Here is an 18,395-nt window from a genome sequence, read left to right as displayed (position 1 = left end):
GCAGCGACACGCGACGGCCCCACCCGCCAATACGCGGGACAAACAGGGCGAGCCGAAGACGCTACCCGGCAGCGATCACCGCTGACAGATCGAGGTCAACCGCATCAACGACTATCTGGTGCGGTGGCTCGTCCGCAAGTACAAGCGGTTCCGGCACAAGCGAGCGCGGGCGCGAGAGGCGCTGGGCCGTCACGCGCGACGGTTCCCAGGACTCTTTGCCCACTGGAAGCTCGTCACGCCGTAACCGTGCACGACTGGACGATGGGAGCCGTGTAAGCCGAGAGGTTTACGCACGGTTCTGAGAGCGGCGGCGGGTGAAATCCCCGCCGCCGACTCACCCAGGCCCTGGACCGGTCCCAGCCGGTACTGCCGATGATGCCCGGAGTGCCGGAGCGCGCCACCCACGACTACGTTCGCGCCGGCACCACCACCCTGTTCGCCGCACTCGATGTGGCCACCGGCAAGGTGATCGGATCCCTCCACCGCCGTCACCGCGCCGAGGAGTTCAAGAAGTTCCTGATCAAGCTCGACAAGCAGGTGCCCATCGGGCTGGACATCCATCTGATCTGCGACAACTACGCCACCCACAAGACGCCGGACATCAAGAAGTGGCTGCTGGCACACCCCCGCTTCCACCTGCACTTCACCCCCACCGGGGCGTCCTGGCTGAACCTCGTCGAGCGATGGTTCGCCGAACTCACCAACAAGCAGATACGGCGAGGCGTCCACAAATCCGTCCCCGCACTGGAGAAGGACATCCGCGACTGGATCGCCGCGTGGAACACCGACCCCAAGCCCTACATCTGGACGAAGACCGCAGACGAGATCCTCGAACGCCTCGGCAGATATCTGAACAGAATTCCTGACTCAGAACACTAGCTACTCGGGTTGATAATCCGAACGAGCGACTGGAGTCTCCGCCGTCTCTGTCGGGGACTCCGCCTCGACGGCTGCGGGCGGCAGGGCGGAGGTTTGACTCGGAGGAAGCCACCGCCTGGTGGCCCCCGGCTCTTCCCGAACAGTCGGCGGATCACGGACGCGGCCCTGCGCCACATCGCCCTACAGGCCACGATGTCCTACGGCGTATCGGGCGCCACCAAGCTCGCCGGGCCGGGCTGGCGCGGCGGTCAGGCCATGGAGCAGGTGCTGCGCATGGAGTCGTACGGAGATCGCTGGGCCCACGCCCTGGTCGCCCGGCACCCGGCCCTGGGAGCGGCGCTCGCCGCCGCCAGGCGGTCGGTGACGATCTCGCGCCGCGCGTGGTGATCCACTGCCCGTAGGCATTCGCGAAGGCCACGCCAGCGACCCCGGCCAGGGCCTGCGTCCCTTACGCGACCCCGACGCCGCTGAGGACGACGAGGAAGAGGCCCGACATCCTGGGCGTATCCGGGACGTCAGGCCGTTCGTTCGCTGCTTGCTACCGGGGCCCTGTGGCCGGGGCGGGCGGGGTGCGCGGTCGCAGGCGCTCTCCCTGCGGCCCGAACATGATCAGGTACTCGACCGGGCCGCCGGGGCCGGCGTTCGCGACCCCGTGGGGATTTCGGGTGTCGAACTCCGCGACGTCTCCGGCACTCAGGACGAGGTCCTGGTCGCCGAGTGCGAGCCACAGCCGCCCGTACAGGACGCACAGCCATTCCCAGCCGTCGTGGGAGACCTGCCGGGGCCGCGCGGGCGGCTCCTGGACGGGAGGTAGGACGTGTTTGTGGGCGTGCAGGCCCCCGACGTACCGGGTCAGCGGCAGCACCGCCTTGTCATCGCCGAAACGCTGGAGCGCGGAGGCACGGGGCTCGGCCGCAGGAGCGGGTGCGGTGCCGGCCAGCTCGTCCAGTGAGAGGCCGTACTCCTTCGCCAACTGCAACACCACTTCCAGGGTGGGCTTGCGTCGGCTGGTCTCGATCCGCGACAGCGTGCTCGGGGAGATGCCGGTCGCGCAGCTGACGCCGGTGAGCGTGGAGCCGCGGTGTTCGCGTGCGGCCCGCAGCCGGGAACCCATCGACGCCAGCGTGTCGGCCACGTCGTCGCCTGCCACCCGCTCGGCCCCCTTCCGGACGTGCCGCTCCACCGTCCTGTCCTGCAAGTTTGCCAGAGTGGCAACGGTAATCGCGGTGGACGGTTGCTGCGCCGCATGATCGATGCGTACCTGCGTCCACCCGCGAACCGAGAGAAGGCCCCATGCAGCCCGAGACGTCCGCCGCACTCCGCCACCGCACCGTCGAGGCCCCTGCCGGGCGCCTGCACCTGGTCGAGCAGGGCACCGGCCCGCTGGTCCTGCTCGTGCACGGCTTCCCCGAGTCCTGGTACTCCTGGCGCCGCCAGCTCCCGGCCCTCGCCGAGGCCGGCTACCGGGCGGTGGCGCTCGACGTGCGCGGCTACGGCCGCTCCTCCAAGCCCGCCCCAACCGATGCCTACCGGATGCTGGACCTGGTGGAGGACAACGTCGCCCTCGTGCACGCCCTCGGCGAGGAGAACGCGGTGGTCGTCGGCCACGACTGGGGCTCCAACATCGCCGCCACCTCCGCCCTGCTCCACCCCGAGGTCTTCCGGGCCGTCGCCCTGCTGAGCGTCCCGTACACGCCGCCCGGCGGCCCCCGCCCCACCGACATCTTCGGCCAGATCGGAGGCCCCGAGCAGGAGTTCTACGTCTCCTACTTCCAGGAGCCCGGCCGCGCCGAGGCCGAGATCGAGCCTGACGTGCGAGGCTGGCTCGCGGGCTTCTATGCCGCCCTGTCCGCCGACACAATGCCCGCCCAGGGCGAGCCCGCCCCGCACTTCGTCGCCCACGGCGGCCGGCTGCGCGACCGTTTCCCCACCGGCCCGCTCCCGGCATGGCTGAGCGAGGACGACCTCGACATCTACGCCGGAGAGTTCGAGCGCACCGGCCTGACCGGCGCCCTCAACCGCTACCGCACCATGGACCGCGACTGGGAAGACCTCGCACCCCACCGCAGAGCCCCGATCAAGCAGCCGTCCCTGTTCATCGGCGGCACCCTCGACGCCTCCACCACCTGGATGTCCGACGCCATCGACGCCTACCCCACTACCCTCCCCCGCCTGTCGGCCTCCCACCTCCTGGAAGGCTGCGGCCACTGGATCCAGCAGGAACGCCCCGACGAGGTCAACAGCCTGCTGACCGACTGGCTCGCCACCATTCAGATCTGAAACAGGCGGGCCTGGCCGAGGCTTGTGTACACGAACAGCTCGGCCCGGGCACGGGCCATCCACCTTGATCGTGGACACCCCTACACTGGATCTTGAATTCAGGGAAAGGAGTCCCGAGTGGGGACCTGCAAGTACTCGGCGGAGTTCCGGGCCGACGCGTGACTCTGGTCCGTTCGTCGGGCCGACCCGTCTCGCGCATCGCCGCCGAACCCGGTGTGAGCCACGAGACACTGCAGCAGTGGATCAAGACCGCGGAGAAGGCTGAGCGTCCTGAGGCACTCGCGGAGTCCACAAAGGACGCGGAGATCGCGGGCTTGCGCAAGCAGGTCCGCGATCTCGAGATGGAACGTGACATCCTGCGCCGGGCGGCCAAGTGTTTTGAGGGCGAGACGAACTGGTGGGCTGCTTCGGGTTCGATGCCGACCGTCGCGACGCCTTTGGCGTGAAGCGGCTGCGCACCGTGCTGAACCTGTCCCGGTCCGGGTTCTACCGATGGCTGAAGACCGCGCCGGCGCGGGCAGCGAAGAAGGCCACCGACGCAGCGCTCGTCAGGCCAGGATCCTCCGATCCATGGGAACGGTCGGCACCTCCGCTGATAATGCCGCCGCAGAGTCGTTCTTCCCTCGGTCCGCGAAGTCCACCTTGTGCGCACGGCTGTCTCCGGATGCCGAGCGCACCGCTCGACTGCCCTGGCCACTGGACTGGCAACGCCACCACCGCATTCTCGCCGCTCTGGCAGCCGACGAGCCCGGTGGCCGGCTACCCGATGTCGCACCCGGCGTGATGTTCGCCCCCCTCCAAGCGTCAACGGCATTCCGTGATGGCAGGCCGGAGATGTCCGCGGAAGGCATTGTTGGTGGCGGCAGCGGTGTTGGTGGGGGTGGATCCTCATGTCGCCCTGACCGCGTCCGCCGGGGCTGTGCGCAGGGCCTGGCGGGTGGGGAGTTCGATCGTGAGGAAGGCCGTCGTCACGATCGTCGCCGCGACGGCGGGGAGCAGCCAGGCCGGGCCCGCTGGCCAGGGGCGGTCGAGGAAGCCCTGGCCGAGGAGCGCGAGGGGCAGGGCGGTTCCCCGTCAAGTTCAGCGTGTTGAGTACTTGCCTCCTCGGGACGGTGCTCGCTCAGGTGCCTTCTCGTGGCGGAAGACCTGTGGGTCTGATCGGGAATGAATGTTCTCCTCGGGGGGCGTCGCAAGCTGTGCCACGTCTCTTGTCCGGCGACGGAAGGTGCAGGGGGATAGGACTCGTAGCCGGTGTAACTGGCATGATCGCTACTCATGGACTCTGGCGGGTGGGGCACTCATGCGGTCGAGTTGGCTGCTGACCAAGTGGTCAAGCGGTTCTCCAGTGGGGGCGGCGGGCGTGCTGGGCGTGAATGGCGTGCTCTGACGTTGTTGGCCGCGTATGCGCCCGGGCTGGCTCCTGTCCCTGGCACTGCGGATCTTGCGGCTGAGGAGCCGACAGTGGTGATGTCCCGTCTTGCCGGTGTTCCTCTGCGGGGGTGTCCCCTGGGAGGCGAGCAGGTCAAAGCACTGGCCGACGCGGTGAGCGAGCTGCATGCCGCAGTGCCCGCCGACGTGCTTCGCCAAGTTCCTGTCCGGCCCGGGCAGCAGGACGATCTCATCGTCCAGCTCAAGGAGTGGGCCGTGACGGTTCGTCCTCGGGTCGACGGCTTGGTGGGGCGGGCCATGGACGATGGACTGCGGTGGCTGACCCAGTCGGGGCTGAGCAGCGACGACGCTTCGCGGGTCCCGCCGGTCTTCGGCCCGGGAGACGGTAACCTCGCCAACTATCTCTGGGATGGCTCCCGGGTCCGAGTGGTCGACTTCGAGGACTCGGGGCGCAGTGATCGCGCTTTCGAACTCGCGGAGATCACGGAGCACGTGGGCAGCTGGGTGGAGCACCCGCTCGATGTCCCCGCGTTTCTGGCCTGCTTCGACCTGGCCGCGGCCGAAGAAGCACGGTTGCGGGACTGCCGCCGGCTTCTCGCCCTGGTCTGGCTGTTTCTCCTGGCCTTCGACCACAAGAACGTCAGAAATCCACCAGGCACCGCGGAGCGGCAGGCTGATCGTCTGTGGCGATTGCTCGCCTGAGCTGCTCAGCGGGTGGGGTGGGGTTGTGTCGGAAGGACCCGCACTCTGTTGTCGGGGGTGGCGAGTTCGGCTCGTAGCTGGCGGTTCTCCACCGTGAGCTGGTGCACGATGCGGACCAGTCCCTCGCGGTCGGCCTGGAGCTGCGCGATCTCCTCTTTGTCATTGGCCCGGAGCTCTTTCAACTTGACGATCTGCTGCCGCAGCCGCTTCTCGCTGTCCGGTATCTGCCCGCGCTCCCGGACCTTGTCGTAGAACTCGATTTTCAGGTCCACGTGGCGCTGGGTGAGTGCGTTGCGTGGGAGCTGGGCTTCTTGGGCCAGAGCGACGATTGTCAGGGCTCCGTTGGAGTGTTCGGGGGTCCCGGCCAGGATGCGTTCCATGGCGGCGCGGATGCGGTGTCGGGGTACGACCTGAAGTGGCCCTGGCAAGATTTTCGTGAAGTCGGGGTGTGCCACCGTGCGCCGGTGACGCTCCGTCACTTGTGGCGGGACTGTCGTCGAGTGTGATGACCTCGTACGGATTGTGTCTCCGCACCTCGATGTGGTGCGGGTGGAGCGGGTGTGGGTGGCGGGCGGCGTGGTCCGCGTTGCGGCCTCCACGCGTGAGACGACGGTGGCCTGTCCGGATTGCGGCCGCGGTTCCGCGCGGGTGCACAGTCGCTACTGCCGCTCCCTGGCCGATGTCGCTGTCGGCGGGCGTCCGGTGCTGATCGAACTTTCCGTGCGGCGGCTGTTCTGCGACAGCCCGCGCTGCGACCGGCGGACGTTTGCCGAGCAGGTCGACGGACTGACCAAACGCTACCGACGCCGGAGCCCGCTGCTGCAGCATCTGGTGGAGATGACCGGCGTGCTCCTCGCCGGCCGCGGCGGCGCCCGGCTCCTGCAGATCCTGAAGGTGCCGCTGTCGCGGACCAGCGTCCTGTTCCACCTGATGCGCTTACCACTTCCGCCGGCTGCAACCCCGCGGGTCCTGGGCGTGGACGACTTCGCGCTGTACCGGGACGTCTACGGCACCCTGCTGGTGGATGGCGAGACGCGGTTGCCGATCGAGCTGTGGGAGGGGCGCGACGCGGAGCAGGTGACGGCCTGGCTGCGGACGCACCCCGGTGTCGAGGTGGTCTGTCGGGACGGGTCGCTGGTCTACCGCCAGGGCATCACCGAGGGTGCCCCGGAGGCGGTGCAGGTCAGCGACCGCTTTCACCTGTGGCAGGGGCTGTCGAAGCGGGTCGGGGACATCGCCGCCGCCCACCGCGGCTGTCTTGCCGCCGCGGTACCCGAGCCTGAAGCAACACCATCACAGGACGAACCTGTGGGACCGTCCAACCAGGCCGATACCCCGGCCCGGCGCCACGCGAAGCGGCTGTTCGAGGCGGTGCACGCGGTGACCGACACCGGCCGATCGATCAACGCCGCAGCCCGCGAGACGGGCTTAAACCGGCGCACCGTGAGCAAGTACGCCCGGGCAGCCACCTGGCAGGAATGCGTACGAACCAGCCGGCCCCGCCGGCCCACCAGCCTCGACCCCTACCTGGACTACCTGCGACAACGCTGGGAGGAAGGCGAGCACAACGCCACGGTGCTGCACCAGGAACTCCTCGCCAAGGGCTACCGCGGCCACTACCAGCGGATCAAAATGGCCGTCGCGCCGCTGCGCCGCGGCCTGCCGATCGACACGCCGCGCGAGCGGCCTCCCTCGCCCCGGCAAGTCGCCCGATGGATCACCACCACACCCTCCCGACGGAGCCTGCACGCCTCCGAGCAACTACGCCGGCTGTTCGAGCACTGCCCGGAACTGGACTGCACCCACGATCTGGTGCGCCAGTTCGCCGCCATGCTCGACACCCGCGACGCCGCCCCGCTGCCGGCCTGGCTCGAACACCTCACACGCTCCCGCCTCCCGCCCCTGGCGGGCCTGGCCAGCGCCATCCGGGAGGACCAGAGCGCGGTCGTGCAGGGCATCACCACCCCGTTCAGCTCCGGCGTCAACGAAGGCCGCATCACCGACCTCAAACTCCAAAAACGGATCATGGCCGGCCGCGCCGGAGTCCCACTCCTCCGCCACCGCGTCATCCACATGGCCATACTCCGACGCCACTACCAATAACAGAGCGTCACCGGCGCACGGTGGCACACCCCGACTTCACGAAAATCTTGCCAGGGCCCCTGAAGTGCAGAGCCGCGTACGGATAAACGTGCAGAGGGGTCAGGCGACTTCGTTTTCGCGCTCGATGGCCTTGAGGCGGTTCTTGAGCCGGTAGCTGGGGCCGTTGATGGAGATCACTTCGCAGTGGTGCAGGAGGCGGTCGAGGATCGCGGTGGCGAGGACCTCGTCTCCGAACACTTGTCCCCATTCGCTGAAGGTCTTGTTCGAGGTCAGGATGATCGAGCCCTTCTCGTAGCGCTTGGAGATGACCTGGAAGACCAGGTTCGCCTCGGCGCGTTCGAGGGGCTGGTAGCCGACTTCGTCGACCACGAGGACGCTCGGTCGCAGGTAGCTGCCGAGTTTGCTGGTCAGCCGGCCTGCAGCCTCGGCGGTCTTGAGGTTGCGGACCATGTCGTCGAGGCTGGTGAAGTAGATCGAGTAGCCGGCCCGGCAGGCGGCGACCGCGAGGGCGACGGCGATGTGCGTCTTGCCGACTCCGGGCGGCCCGAGCAGGGCGGCGTTCGCCTTGGCCTCGACGAACGAGAGGGTGGCGAGGTCCTTGACCTTGCGCGGGTCCAGGTCGGGTTGGAAGGAGAAGTCGTACTCGTCGATCGTTTTGTGGTGCGGCAGCCTCGATGTGCGCAGTCCGCTGCGGAAGCGGCGGTCGTCTCGGACGGCGAGTTCCTCGGACAGCACCAGGTCGAGGAAGTCGAGGTAGCCCAGCTTCCCCTCGTCGGCCCGCCGGGTGTACTCGTTGATGGTTTCCGCCAGGTGGGGCAGGCCGAGCTTGCCGGCCGTGCTGCGGATGCGGGTGCTGACCAGCTCGCTCAAGACGTTTCCTTCGTGCTCGGGTGGGTGGTGAAGGGGCGAGTGCCGGTCAGCTCGTCATAGACCGACAGCGGACGGCGGCCGACCTCGACGCGCGTGGCCGCGGCCCGGTTCAGCAGAGCCTGCAACGGGCCGGCTTCCTCGCCGCGGAGCTGCGGCCGGGACGGGATGTCGCCGGTGGTGGTCCGGCGTCCCTTGCCGGTGGGCAGGCCGTCCCAGTGCGTCTCCTTGACGACACGCACCCCGCGGCCGACCGCTCTCGGGTGCATCGCCAGCAGCGTCACGCCGTCCGGGCCAGGCACCGTGGAGTGCAGCATGACCTGTGACTTCGTGGCCCGGATCTCCACCAGCTGGCGTGGACGGACCCAGCGGGCGGGCACCGAGTAGAGGTTGCCGCCGAAGGCGACGAGGCAGTCCTTGCCGACCGGCCGCAGATGCCGCTCGGCCACCAGATACGGGGTGGGCGGCAGCGGTTTGAGGGCCGCGTGGTCGCGGGCGGCCCGCTCGCCGATGACCTCCCGGTGCGTCTTGTGGATCTGGGACCGCCGCTGCGGCACCCAGGCCGTGAAGGCGGCGTCCATCTCCTCGACGGAGGAGAAGGCCCTGCCGGACAGGACATGGTCACGGACGATCAGCACCTGGCGCCCGACGCGGCCCTTGCCGGTGGGCCGGTAGGCGGCCAGCACGTCGATGTCGAAGTCGTAATGACCGGCAAACCCGACCGCCTCCGGGTGCAGCGGAACAGCCTCGCCAGGGGCGACATGCCGACGGACGACGGTCTTGGTGCGGTCGTAGACGATCGTCATCGGCACCCCGCCGAAGTGGGCAAACGCCCGGCGGTGGCAGTCGAAAAAGGTCTGCAGATCCTGGCTGGTGGTAAAGCAGGAGAACGGATCCCGGGAGTAGGACAAGACCATGTGGAAGGAGTAGACCTTGCCGATGCCCATGTGGGCGAGGATCTTGCCCTCGTCGCCCCAGTCCACCTGAGCCTGGGCACCGGGGATGACTTCGAACCGGCGGTGCATCCCGGCCAGTTCCTTCGGCGTGATGCCGAGTTCCTCGGCGATCCGGGGGCGGGCTTCCTGAACGTAGAGCTTGGTCCGCTGGTAGTTGCCAGTGAACCCGTACTCCTGGGCCAGACGTTCGTGGATGACCGCGGCCTTCATCAGGATCTCCGCACGCAGCATCGAGTCGACCAGCGGCGCGAACTCGTCTATCACCCTCGCCCGCAGCCGCCCGTTCGGCAACCGGCGCGGAGGCGATACCGGCCCGTCGGCAGACAGGTATTTACTGACGGTCCGCCAGTTAAGCCCGGTCTCCTTCGCGACCTCCGACAGACTCATCGCCCCGGACTCGACCAGGCCGCGAAAACGCCGGAGTTCCAGCCAGCGCTCCGGGTCCAAGACCACGACCCACCCCCCTCTGCACCCCCTGAACAGGACAGGAAGCAGAGTGCCGGGCACCAGCCCTCAACACATCAAGAACTCTGCACATTCATCCGTACGCGGCTCTGCACGTTCACGGCCCTGGCAAGATTTTCGTGAAGTCGGGGTGTGCCACCGTGCGCCGGTGACGCTCTGTTATTGGTAGTGGCGTCGGAGTATGGCCATGTGGATGACGCGGTGGCGGAGGAGTGGGACTCCGGCGCGGCCGGCCATGATCCGTTTTTGGAGTTTGAGGTCGGTGATGCGGCCTTCGTTGACGCCGGAGCTGAACGGGGTGGTGATGCCCTGCACGACCGCGCTCTGGTCCTCCCGGATGGCGCTGGCCAGGCCCGCCAGGGGCGGGAGGCGGGAGCGTGTGAGGTGTTCGAGCCAGGCCGGCAGCGGGGCGGCGTCGCGGGTGTCGAGCATGGCGGCGAACTGGCGCACCAGATCGTGGGTGCAGTCCAGTTCCGGGCAGTGCTCGAACAGCCGGCGTAGTTGCTCGGAGGCGTGCAGGCTCCGTCGGGAGGGTGTGGTGGTGATCCATCGGGCGACTTGCCGGGGCGAGGGAGGCCGCTCGCGCGGCGTGTCGATCGGCAGGCCGCGGCGCAGCGGCGCGACGGCCATTTTGATCCGCTGGTAGTGGCCGCGGTAGCCCTTGGCGAGGAGTTCCTGGTGCAGCACCGTGGCGTTGTGCTCGCCTTCCTCCCAGCGTTGTCGCAGGTAGTCCAGGTAGGGGTCGAGGCTGGTGGGCCGGCGGGGCCGGCTGGTTCGTACGCATTCCTGCCAGGTGGCTGCCCGGGCGTACTTGCTCACGGTGCGCCGGTTTAAGCCCGTCTCGCGGGCTGCGGCGTTGATCGATCGGCCGGTGTCGGTCACCGCGTGCACCGCCTCGAACAGCCGCTTCGCGTGGCGCCGGGCCGGGGTATCGGCCTGGTTGGACGGTCCCACAGGTTCGTCCTGTGATGGTGTTGCTTCAGGCTCGGGTACCGCGGCGGCAAGACAGCCGCGGTGGGCGGCGGCGATGTCCCCGACCCGCTTCGACAGCCCCTGCCACAGGTGAAAGCGGTCGCTGACCTGCACCGCCTCCGGGGCACCCTCGGTGATGCCCTGGCGGTAGACCAGCGACCCGTCCCGACAGACCACCTCGACACCGGGGTGCGTCCGCAGCCAGGCCGTCACCTGCTCCGCGTCGCGCCCCTCCCACAGCTCGATCGGCAACCGCGTCTCGCCATCCACCAGCAGGGTGCCGTAGACGTCCCGGTACAGCGCGAAGTCGTCCACGCCCAGGACCCGCGGGGTTGCAGCCGGCGGAAGTGGTAAGCGCATCAGGTGGAACAGGACGCTGGTCCGCGACAGCGGCACCTTCAGGATCTGCAGGAGCCGGGCGCCGCCGCGGCCGGCGAGGAGCACGCCGGTCATCTCCACCAGATGCTGCAGCAGCGGGCTCCGGCGTCGGTAGCGTTTGGTCAGTCCGTCGACCTGCTCGGCAAACGTCCGCCGGTCGCAGCGCGGGCTGTCGCAGAACAGCCGCCGCACGGAAAGTTCGATCAGCACCGGACGCCCGCCGACAGCGACATCGGCCAGGGAGCGGCAGTAGCGACTGTGCACCCGCGCGGAACCGCGGCCGCAATCCGGACAGGCCACCGTCGTCTCACGCGTGGAGGCCGCAACGCGGACCACGCCGCCCGCCACCCACACCCGCTCCACCCGCACCACATCGAGGTGCGGAGACACAATCCGTACGAGGTCATCACACTCGACGACAGTCCCGCCACAAGTGACGGAGCGTCACCGGCGCACGGTGGCACACCCCGACTTCACGAAAATCTTGCCAGGGCCACGTTCACGTGTACGCCGACATGCGGTCGCGTTCGTTCAGGGCAGGGGTCATGGGGTGCTCTCCAGCAGGGTGATGCGGGTGCGGTCGTGTTCGTCGGCGATCGTGCGTAGCCGGTCGGCGTTGTGGCGCAGGCGGCCGCCGATGGGGTCAGGCAGGCGGCCGGCTCGCTTGTCCAGGACGGCGGCCCACTGACGGAGCTGTTCGGCGTGGTGGTCCGTCCGCGCGATGTTCGCGCAGGAGCTGACGCAGCGGTCCAGGCGGTGCTGTCACGTTGTCGTGTGCGTCTGATGGTGTGTCGGGGTGTGGTGGGGCTGGTTTTCGGGTCCTGGGTCAGGCCGCGGTGGACAGGCCGATGCTGCCGGTGATGTGGTCCCAGAGGGTGAAGCGGAGGGTCATCTCGAAGCGGTGCTGAGCGGCGGTCAGAAGATTCCGTCGGGGCCGGAAGTGGGGTGAGATGCCGCTGAACGCGGACAGGAACCGCTGGGCCGCGCCGGGTGAGCGGAAGTGCTTCATGGCGCGTTCCCGCTGGCGGGTGGGCTGGTGGCTGTTCTCGGCCCGGTTGTTCAGCCCCTTGTGGGAGCGGTGCTCGACCGAGGCCATGAGCTCGCGGTGGGCGACCCCGTAGCTCTTCAGCTTGTCGGTGACCAGCACCCGCGGGACGCGGCACTGCTTCTTCATGAGCCTGGCCATGAACCGCTTGGCGGCCGTCGCGTCACGGCGGGACTGCACGAGAACGTCCAGGACGTCACCGTGCTGGTCGACGGCCCGCCACAGGTACTGCCGCTCACCGCCGATCTTTACGAAGACCTCGTCGAGATGCCACTTGTCGCCCGGCTCGGGCCGGCGACGCCGCAGGCCCGCGGCGTATGCCTGCCCGAACTTCGCACACCAGCGACGCACGGTCTCGTAGGACACGGTCACCCCGCGCTGGAACATCAGCTCCTCGACCTCGCGGAAGCTGAGCGGGAAACGGAAGTACAGCCACACGCAGTGCGCGATGATCTCCGCCGGGTAGCGGTGCCCCTTGTACGACAGCGACGCGCTCTCCACGACAAGCCCCTCCCGAGCGTGATCAACTTGAAGATCATCTCACGCCGCCAGCCAACGTGACAGCGCCGTCCAGGGCAGTGGCGGTGGCCGGAGCGGCCAGGCTGCCCGTTTCTGCGTAGTACGCGCGCGCAGCCGCCGACTCTAGAGTTTGGTCATCTTGTCGTACGGGCTCAAGATCCGCATGCGCGCTGCGCCGAAGTCCACGAGTGCCGCGATTCCGTCCTCGATGCCGATCACACGGCCGAGGCCGTGCATGTCGTGTGTGACCTGGTCGCCCACGGCGAAGTGCTTGGGTGCCGGCGTGAGCGGGGCCTTGAAGGGGCTGGTAGGCAAATGACGCTTCGGTGCAGGAGGCTTTTTCATCGCCCCCAGTATGCGCTTACGGCTTGGGCCGGCGGCTGCCTCTCAGGGGTGGGCGCCGCTGATCGTCGGACGTCTCTTCAGCGGGAGCCGAGCCAGCCGGGTGGGCCGCAGACGGGCGTACCCTTCGTGGTGTCTACGGCGTTACATAGCGGGCGCCGAACCTTGGAGGTAATGCCTCGTGCTGATTGCTCAGCGTCCGTCGCTGACCGAAGAGGTTGTCGAGGAGTACCGCTCCCGGTTCGTGATCGAGCCGCTGGAGCCGGGCTTCGGTTACACCCTCGGCAACTCGCTCCGCCGTACGCTCCTGTCCTCGATTCCGGGTGCGGCGGTCACGTCCGTCCGTATCGACGGTGTCCTGCACGAGTTCACCACCGTGCCGGGCGTCAAGGAGGACGTCACCGACATGATCCTGAACATCAAGCAGCTGGTCGTCTCCTCGGAGCACGACGAGCCGGTCGTGATGTACCTGCGCAAGCAGGGCCCGGGTCTGGTCACCGCCGCCGGCATCGCGCCTCCGGCCGGGGTCGAGGTGCTCAACCCCGACCTGGTCCTGGCCACGCTGAACGGCAAGGGCAAGCTGGAGATGGAGCTGACCGTCGAGCGCGGTCGCGGCTATGTCTCCGCCGTGCAGAACAAGCAGGCGGGCCAGGAGATCGGCCGTATCCCGGTCGACTCGATCTACTCGCCGGTGCTCAGGGTCACGTACAAGGTCGAGGCGACCCGTGTCGAGCAGCGCACCGACTTCGACAAGCTGATCGTCGACGTCGAGACCAAGCAGGCCATGCGTCCGCGTGATGCCATGGCGTCGGCCGGTAAGACCCTGGTCGAGCTGTTCGGTCTGGCTTGCGAGCTCAATGCCGACGCCGAGGGCATCGACATGGGTCCGTCCCCGACGGACGCGGCTCTGGCCGCCGACATGGCGCTGCCGATCGAGGAGCTGGAGCTGACGGTCCGCTCGTACAACTGCCTCAAGCGCGAGGGTGTCCACTCCGTGGGTGAACTCCTGGCGCGTTCCGAGGTCGATCTGATGGACATCCGCAACTTCGGTGCGAAGTCGATCGACGAGGTCAAGGCGAAGCTGGCCGGCATGGGGCTGGCCCTCAAGGACAGCCCGCCTGGATTCGATCCCGTCGCTGCGGTTGGCGCCTTCGACGAGGACGATCGCACGAGCACGGGTTTCGTGGAGACCGAGCAGCAGTACTGAATGCTGTGCGTCCGGACCTCCGGGGACCAGGGCCGCAGCCGACTCCACGACGCGATCGAGGCCCTGGTGGACAACCCCAGGCAGTGGAACATCGAAGCCGACACGGAAGAGACCGAACGCGCGGTACTGCGCGCCCTGCAAGAACCGGTAGAGCAGATCGCCCGCCGCGCCAGAGGCGAACCCGTCGCCGACGATGACTGACCCCCGACGGCCTGCGTTGGGGCCTGAGATGTTTCCTGTGGTGACAGGGTGTGGGGGCGTGTAACGTCTGGGTCAGCTGTCGTGGTTCGGAAGTTCCCCTATGGCCCGCGCCGAAGGCGTGGGCGTTTTGCTGTGCTGTGCCGCAGGGACCAGGGCGATCACCTCCGCCTTCCGCATGGTGCGGAAGGCGTTCATCGACTGGAAGGCATAAGACATGGCTACGGGAACTGTGAAGTGGTTCAACGCGGAGAAGGGCTTCGGCTTCATCGCCCAGGACGGTGGCGGCCCGGACGTGTTCGCCCACTACTCGGCGATCAACTCCTCGGGCTTCCGTGAGCTCCAGGAGGGCCAGGCCGTGACGTTCGACATCACCCAGGGCCCCAAGGGCCCCCAGGCGGAGAACATCACCCCCGCCTGACCCGCACCACCCCCGCGCGCGGCGTAAGTAGCGTCCCGAACAACACCATCGGACCGCTTCCCTCACCCGGACGAACTAGGCTCCATACCGGCCCGTGCCGGTATGGAGTGCGCGGGATAGGCCCCGGTCCCCGAAATGCGGGACGCAGTACGGCCGGGGCCGCCCCCATACAACAGCACCACGCCACAGCCCACGCCAGCCCGAGCCCGGCTGGCCGCTCCAACTGCGCGCCGCTGAGCTTCGCTCGCCGGATCTTGCTGTTCGCCAGAAACAACCCGAGCCGGACCTCTGCCCCGTCCTCCAGGGCCTCGACCCAGGACGGCTGACGGGCCTCACGGAGCCGGTGCGGTCCCGGCGGTACTGCCCCCAGGGCGGCGCATCTTCGCTCGAACGCCGCAGAACGCGATGGAGACGGCTTGGCGCGCAAGGTGCCAGAGCCCGCATACCTTGCCGCAGGGGGTTGCTCCGAGGACGGTGGCATGGTCTAGGTGACTGGTGTTAAGCGGGTCGTCCTGGGCGTGCGGTGTCGCCGTTGGGGGTGTCAGGGTCGTGGTTGCTGGCTGGTGGTCGGGCGGCGTGTGGGCGGTTCGTGGCCGTCGTGGGGGCTGTTGAGGGCTTGGCACGGCCGCGTGCGGGTCGTTTGCATGGTCCAGGGCGCCCTCGGGACGGTCAGCCGGCGGCGACCGCCCACTTGTCACTGCCTGTGGACATGATTCCGAGCACGCCGAGCCGCGCGACGTTGACGGCGGCGGCCAGCAAGGAGAAGTCGGCGGCGATCTTGGCCCGGCCCCGCACCCGGGCGCGGCGTCCGCCGTGTCGCCGCCGCATCAGGTGGGCGATCTTGCGTTCGACCTTGGGGCGGGTGGCCCGGTAGGCGGCCAGCCAGACGGGGTCCGCACTGCGAGCCCGGCCCCGGGCCAGGTGTTCTTCGTGAGGGCCGATGGTGATGACGCGTCCGTTCCTGGCGGTAGTGCACTGCGCCGCAAGGGGGCAGGCGGCGCAGGCGGTCTTGAAGCAGGCCGTCCCACCGCCATCAGACTTCGGGTGGATCGCGGCGGTCATCTGGTTCGGGCAGGTGACCTGCCCTGCCTCCAGATCGATGGTGAAGGCGTCCTTGGAGAACCGCCCACCGGGCGCGTTGGCCGCCTGCACCTTGACCATCACCCGAGCGCCCCCTAGTGTTCACCACCCCCCGAGCCGCCGCCCACCTCGTAGCGCCCCCCGTCCGACGCCTGGACCTCCTAGTCCAGGACGTCATCGCCGGAGCCAACAGCGAACTCCACATCGGCGGCCCCTTCTGGAACCGCCACGGCTGCGACCTACTGCGCGAGGTCCTGCTGCCCGCCATCGCCGAGCGCCAGGTCGCCGTCCACTTCTACGCCCACGGTCGGCAACGGGAGTACTCGACCGCCGAAGTGGCCAAGGCGATCACCGCCGACCCGTCACACCCGGCGACCCTTTCCAGGAGTTACCTGGCGATGCTGCGCAACGGGTCGCATACCAACCCAACGTTGAGTGTGCTGGAGGGACTCGCCAAGTTCTTCGACGACCACCGCCCTGCGGGGACAGCATCAATCACAGTGAAGTCGCTAGTTTCCCAGGATGACCCTGATGACGAGTTGTTGCGCCAGCGGCTTGCCGACCATCAAGTGCGGGCGATTGCGATGAGGGCAGGCGAAATGACACCGGCCATGCGCAAACAACTACTCAAGATGATTGCGATCTTTGATCAGGGCAACACTCCCGAACTGAGTGCTGGAGAATAAGAAGGGACAGCGTGGCCGTACGCGAGCGCGAGCTCCGCCGGCAGTGCAAGCAGCTGCTGCGGAAGCTCAACATTCAATCTCCACTGCGCGTAGACGAGCTGTGTCGCAGACTCGGTGAACATTTGGGTAAACCCATCCGGCTGATTCCGTGGGCGCTGCCGGTTCCAGGGCCGTTCGGTCTGTGGATGTCCCGGCCAAACGAGGAGGTGATCTTCTATCAGAAAGAAACCACCCGTGTTCACCAGGATCACATCATCTTGCACGAAGTCGGCCATATCCTCGCTGATCATCAGGATGACGGAGACCCTGGCGGGGAATTGCCCGATCTCGGCCCGGACTTCCCCCGTGGCCTGATCAGCCGAGGCTTCCGCCGCACCTGCTACGCCGAGGATTACGAACGCGAGGCCGAACTGGTGGCGACGATCATCCAGGAGTGGGCAACAGTTATCGACTACATCAGTGCCCGTACACCTGAGGATCCGGCTCTGAATCCTCTGAGTTCGGCACTGAACCCCCCGTGGGGGTGGGCGTAATGTTCCAGGTGCCGCTGATCATCCTATTGGTTGTCGGGGTGTTATGGAGGGTCTTCGAATTTAGTGGGGGGTGCGGCGGTGACGGGCGCGCTCGCCGGTCACGCTGTGTGAGGTGGTTGGGGTGCGGGCGCCCTGGACGCAAGGAGCCCGCGGGCCTTCGTGATCATGGTTGTTGTCTAGGCAACCGATCATGAAACCCCACGGGCTTGAACAGCGACGATACCGGCATCAACGAAGCGGCAACGCGACTTCTGGGGCTGGAGGGGGTGAGTGTGACGCAGGTCAAGGACGACGGGGCGGGCGGTTCGACGGTGTACGTGGTCACGAGCGAGGACTCCGCCCGGGCCTGCCCCTCGTGCGGGGTCTTCGCCACCCGGCTGAAGGACTACCGCACCACCCGGCCCCGGCACCTGCCCTGCGGTGGACGCCCTGTGAGTATCCGGTGGCGCAAGGCACGCTGGTACTGCGCCGAACCCGCGTGCGAGCGCGGCTCGTTCACCGAGGCGATCCACGCGGTGCCCGCCGGGATGCGCACCACCACCGCCCTGCGCCGGGCGGCGGGGGCCGCGGTCTGCGACGGATCCCGCACCGTCGTGCAGGCCGGCCGCGACCTGTCCTTGAGCTGGCCCATCGTGCAGCGATGCTTCGAGGACTACGCCGCGACGGTCCTGCCCGAGACGCCGCCCGCGACCGAGGCGGTCGGGATCGACGAGACCCGGCGGGGCAAGCCGGTCTGGGCCCAGAACCCGGCCACGCAGAAGTGGGAACTGGTCGCGGACGCCTGGCACATCGGCTTCGTCGACGTGATCGGCGGGCAAGGACTGTTCGGGCAGGTCGAAGGCCGCAACGCCACCTCGGTCGCCGACTGGCTCAGCTCCCAGCCCGCATCCTGGCGGGCACAGGTGCGCTACGTCGCCATCGACCTGTGTTCCACCTTCCGCGCCGCCGTCCACCGTGCCCTGCCGCACGCGACCGTGGTCGTCGACTGCTTCCACATCGTGCAACTCGCCCAGCGCCACCTCGCCGACCTGCGCCGACGCCTCACCTGGCGGCAGCACGGCCGCCGGGCCCGCAAGGGCGACGGCATCTACACCGTCCGCAAACTCCTGCGCCGCAACAAAGAAGACCTCACCGAAGACCAACGCCTCCTCCTGAAGACCGAGTTGGAGTACATGGGCACCTACGGCCGGCAGATCCACGCGGCCTGGCAGGCCAAGGAACTCCTGCGCGACCTCCTCGGCCTGGCCGTCAGCCGCACCCACCACGCCCCCGACCGCTCCGCGATCTCCGCCGCCCGCCACCGCTTCTTCACCCACGTCGCCGACCACGCCCACCTGCACGAACTCCTCACCGGGCCTTGACCCCGCGGAGTG

20 protein-coding genes and 2 pseudogenes are annotated in these 18,395 nt (G+C 68.2%); 12 read left to right on the top strand and 10 right to left on the bottom strand.

What is annotated here, in order from left to right:
- Positions 1–339 precede the first annotated feature (339 nt).
- Positions 340–879: pseudogene (locus V1460_RS17905) on the top strand (IS630 family transposase); the annotation flags it as partial.
- A gap of 93 nt (positions 880–972) precedes the next feature.
- On the top strand, positions 973–1,266 hold the full coding sequence (locus tag V1460_RS17900) for a hypothetical protein (protein ID WP_338674665.1): 294 nt from the start codon (positions 973–975) through the stop codon (positions 1,264–1,266).
- Positions 1,267–1,417: 151 nt separating this feature from the next.
- Here V1460_RS17900 and V1460_RS17895 read toward each other — a convergent pair whose 3' ends face one another.
- Positions 1,418–2,029, bottom strand: a complete 612-nt coding sequence (locus V1460_RS17895) for a helix-turn-helix domain-containing protein (RefSeq protein WP_338678084.1) — start codon at positions 2,027–2,029, stop codon at positions 1,418–1,420.
- Positions 2,030–2,172: 143 nt separating this feature from the next.
- On the opposite strand from V1460_RS17895, the gene V1460_RS17890 reads away from it, so the two are divergent.
- Complete coding sequence (locus tag V1460_RS17890) at positions 2,173–3,159, top strand: alpha/beta hydrolase (protein WP_338674664.1); 987 nt, start codon at positions 2,173–2,175, stop codon at positions 3,157–3,159.
- A 158-nt stretch (positions 3,160–3,317) separates the two neighbouring features.
- Positions 3,318–3,605, top strand: a complete 288-nt coding sequence (locus V1460_RS17885) for a transposase (RefSeq protein ID WP_338674663.1) — start codon at positions 3,318–3,320, stop codon at positions 3,603–3,605.
- Between the two features lie 442 nt (positions 3,606–4,047).
- Here V1460_RS17885 and V1460_RS17880 read toward each other — a convergent pair.
- A pseudogene (locus V1460_RS17880) lies at positions 4,048–4,227 on the bottom strand (hypothetical protein); the annotation flags it as partial.
- A 207-nt stretch (positions 4,228–4,434) separates the two neighbouring features.
- On the opposite strand from V1460_RS17880, the gene V1460_RS17875 reads away from it, so the two are divergent.
- A complete protein-coding gene (locus V1460_RS17875) occupies positions 4,435–5,250 on the top strand; it encodes a phosphotransferase (protein ID WP_338674662.1) in 816 nt (271 codons plus the stop codon).
- A 5-nt stretch (positions 5,251–5,255) separates the two neighbouring features.
- On the opposite strand, the gene V1460_RS17870 is transcribed toward V1460_RS17875, so the two are convergent.
- The gene (locus V1460_RS17870) at positions 5,256–5,630 is read right to left on the bottom strand and encodes a hypothetical protein (protein WP_338674661.1); all 375 of its coding nucleotides are present in this window, start codon (positions 5,628–5,630) and stop codon (positions 5,256–5,258) included.
- 142 nt (positions 5,631–5,772) lie between these two features.
- On the opposite strand from V1460_RS17870, the gene V1460_RS17865 reads away from it, so the two are divergent.
- Positions 5,773–7,353 (top strand): ISL3 family transposase, encoded by a 1,581-nt coding sequence (locus tag V1460_RS17865; RefSeq protein WP_338673865.1) that lies wholly within the window; start codon positions 5,773–5,775, stop codon positions 7,351–7,353.
- A 99-nt stretch (positions 7,354–7,452) separates the two neighbouring features.
- Here the strand turns inward: V1460_RS17865 and istB are convergent, their stop codons facing one another.
- The 5 genes from istB to V1460_RS17840 all read right to left on the bottom strand — a co-directional run bounded on the left by istB (position 7,453) and on the right by V1460_RS17840 (position 12,900).
- A complete protein-coding gene (istB, locus tag V1460_RS17860; protein WP_338674660.1) occupies positions 7,453–8,223 on the bottom strand; it encodes an IS21-like element helper ATPase IstB in 771 nt (256 codons plus the stop codon).
- A complete protein-coding gene (gene istA / locus V1460_RS17855; RefSeq protein WP_338674659.1) occupies positions 8,220–9,629 on the bottom strand; it encodes an IS21 family transposase in 1,410 nt (469 codons plus the stop codon). Before istA ends, istB begins: the two co-directional genes overlap by 4 nt.
- Positions 9,630–9,800: 171 nt before the next feature.
- Positions 9,801–11,381: an ISL3 family transposase gene (locus V1460_RS17850; protein ID WP_338673865.1), complete on the bottom strand. Its 1,581-nt coding sequence runs from the start codon at positions 11,379–11,381 to the stop codon at positions 9,801–9,803.
- Between the two features lie 436 nt (positions 11,382–11,817).
- The gene (locus V1460_RS17845; protein ID WP_338674658.1) at positions 11,818–12,537 is read right to left on the bottom strand and encodes an IS6 family transposase; all 720 of its coding nucleotides are present in this window, start codon (positions 12,535–12,537) and stop codon (positions 11,818–11,820) included.
- Positions 12,538–12,678: 141 nt separating this feature from the next.
- Positions 12,679–12,900, bottom strand: a complete 222-nt coding sequence (locus tag V1460_RS17840; protein WP_338674657.1) for a CarD family transcriptional regulator — start codon at positions 12,898–12,900, stop codon at positions 12,679–12,681.
- A gap of 178 nt (positions 12,901–13,078) precedes the next feature.
- Here V1460_RS17840 and V1460_RS17835 point away from each other — a divergent pair, with 178 nt between their 5' ends.
- Positions 13,079–14,104, top strand: coding sequence for a DNA-directed RNA polymerase subunit alpha (locus V1460_RS17835; protein WP_338674656.1), 1,026 nt, complete (start codon positions 13,079–13,081; stop codon positions 14,102–14,104).
- Complete coding sequence (locus V1460_RS17830) at positions 14,105–14,305, top strand: hypothetical protein (RefSeq protein WP_338674655.1); 201 nt, start codon at positions 14,105–14,107, stop codon at positions 14,303–14,305. It begins immediately after the preceding gene.
- A gap of 72 nt (positions 14,306–14,377) precedes the next feature.
- Here V1460_RS17830 and V1460_RS17825 read toward each other — a convergent pair whose 3' ends face one another.
- Entirely contained in the window at positions 14,378–14,521 is a 144-nt protein-coding gene (locus V1460_RS17825; protein ID WP_338674654.1) for a hypothetical protein, read from the bottom strand.
- Between V1460_RS17825 and V1460_RS17820 the strand changes: the two genes are divergently transcribed.
- Entirely contained in the window at positions 14,520–14,723 is a 204-nt protein-coding gene (locus V1460_RS17820) for a cold-shock protein (protein ID WP_338674653.1), read from the top strand. The two genes, V1460_RS17825 and V1460_RS17820, sit on opposite strands and share 2 nt — an antisense overlap.
- A 669-nt stretch (positions 14,724–15,392) precedes the next feature.
- Here V1460_RS17820 and V1460_RS17815 read toward each other — a convergent pair.
- A complete protein-coding gene (locus V1460_RS17815; protein ID WP_338674652.1) occupies positions 15,393–15,884 on the bottom strand; it encodes a transposase in 492 nt (163 codons plus the stop codon).
- A gap of 17 nt (positions 15,885–15,901) precedes the next feature.
- Between V1460_RS17815 and V1460_RS17810 the strand changes: the two genes are divergently transcribed.
- From V1460_RS17810 to V1460_RS17800, 3 genes are all read left to right on the top strand, one after another.
- Positions 15,902–16,489, top strand: coding sequence for a hypothetical protein (locus V1460_RS17810; RefSeq protein WP_338674651.1), 588 nt, complete (start codon positions 15,902–15,904; stop codon positions 16,487–16,489).
- A gap of 11 nt (positions 16,490–16,500) precedes the next feature.
- Positions 16,501–17,022, top strand: a complete 522-nt coding sequence (locus V1460_RS17805; RefSeq protein WP_338674650.1) for a hypothetical protein — start codon at positions 16,501–16,503, stop codon at positions 17,020–17,022.
- A 206-nt stretch (positions 17,023–17,228) separates the two neighbouring features.
- Complete coding sequence (locus V1460_RS17800) at positions 17,229–18,383, top strand: ISL3 family transposase (protein ID WP_338674649.1); 1,155 nt, start codon at positions 17,229–17,231, stop codon at positions 18,381–18,383.
- Positions 18,384–18,395 lie beyond the last annotated feature (12 nt).

The organism is Streptomyces sp. SCSIO 30461 (assembly GCF_037023745.1).
Classification (GTDB): Bacteria; Actinomycetota; Actinomycetes; order Streptomycetales; family Streptomycetaceae; genus Streptomyces.
This window is presented reverse-complemented; position numbering and strand designations above follow the sequence as displayed.